Source organism: Synechococcus sp. H55.10, assembly GCF_047502715.1.
Taxonomy (GTDB): domain Bacteria; phylum Cyanobacteriota; class Cyanobacteriia; order Thermostichales; family Thermostichaceae; genus Thermostichus.
Window position 1 is genome coordinate 1 of record NZ_JANSJJ010000153.1, and the last position, 718, is coordinate 718.

At 60.2% G+C, this 718-nt stretch carries 1 pseudogene; it reads left to right on the plus strand.

Features of this window, described 5'->3' with window-relative positions:
* Positions 1–718: pseudogene (locus NW858_RS09590) on the plus strand (glycoside hydrolase); the annotation flags it as partial.

Consider the following 718-nt stretch of genomic DNA (forward strand, 5'->3'; position numbering starts at 1 on the left):
GATGCTAGCTCTCCGCCTCCGCGAGCTACCACCACCGTCCCCTACGTGGTGTTGCACGGTCATTTCTACCAGCCGCCGCGGGAGGATCCCTGGTTGAACCGCGTTGAACGTCAGCCCAGCGCCAGCCCCTTCCACGACTGGAATGAGCGCATTTTAGCGGAGTGTTATCGTCCCAACGCCTTTGCCCGCATCCTGGACGATCAGGGGCGGGTGGTGCGCATTGTCAATAACTACGAATTCTTGAGTTTTAACTTTGGCCCCACTCTCCTCTCCTGGTTGGAGGAGCACGACGTTGAAGTGTACCAACGCATCTTGACTGCCGACCGCCTCAGCGCCGAGCGGCTGGAGGGACATGGCAATGCCATTGCCCAGGTCTACAACCACGTCATCCTGCCCCTGGCCAACGAGCGGGACAAGTACACCCAGATCCGCTGGGGGATCGCCGATTTCCAGCATCGCTTTGGCCGCTTCCCCGAAGGCATGTGGCTGGCGGAAACTGCCATCGATGCAGCAACAGTTGCAGCCTTAGTCGACTGCGGGATCCGTTTCGTCATCCTCGCCCCCAGCCAGGCGCAGCGCATTCGTCCTTTGCGTCAAACGGAATGGATCGATGTCAGCCAGGGCCAGATCGATCCCAGCCGGCCCTACCGCTGCTTTACCCCGGATCGCAGCGGCTACCTGGACATTTTCTTTTTTGACGGCCCTATCTCCCGGGATC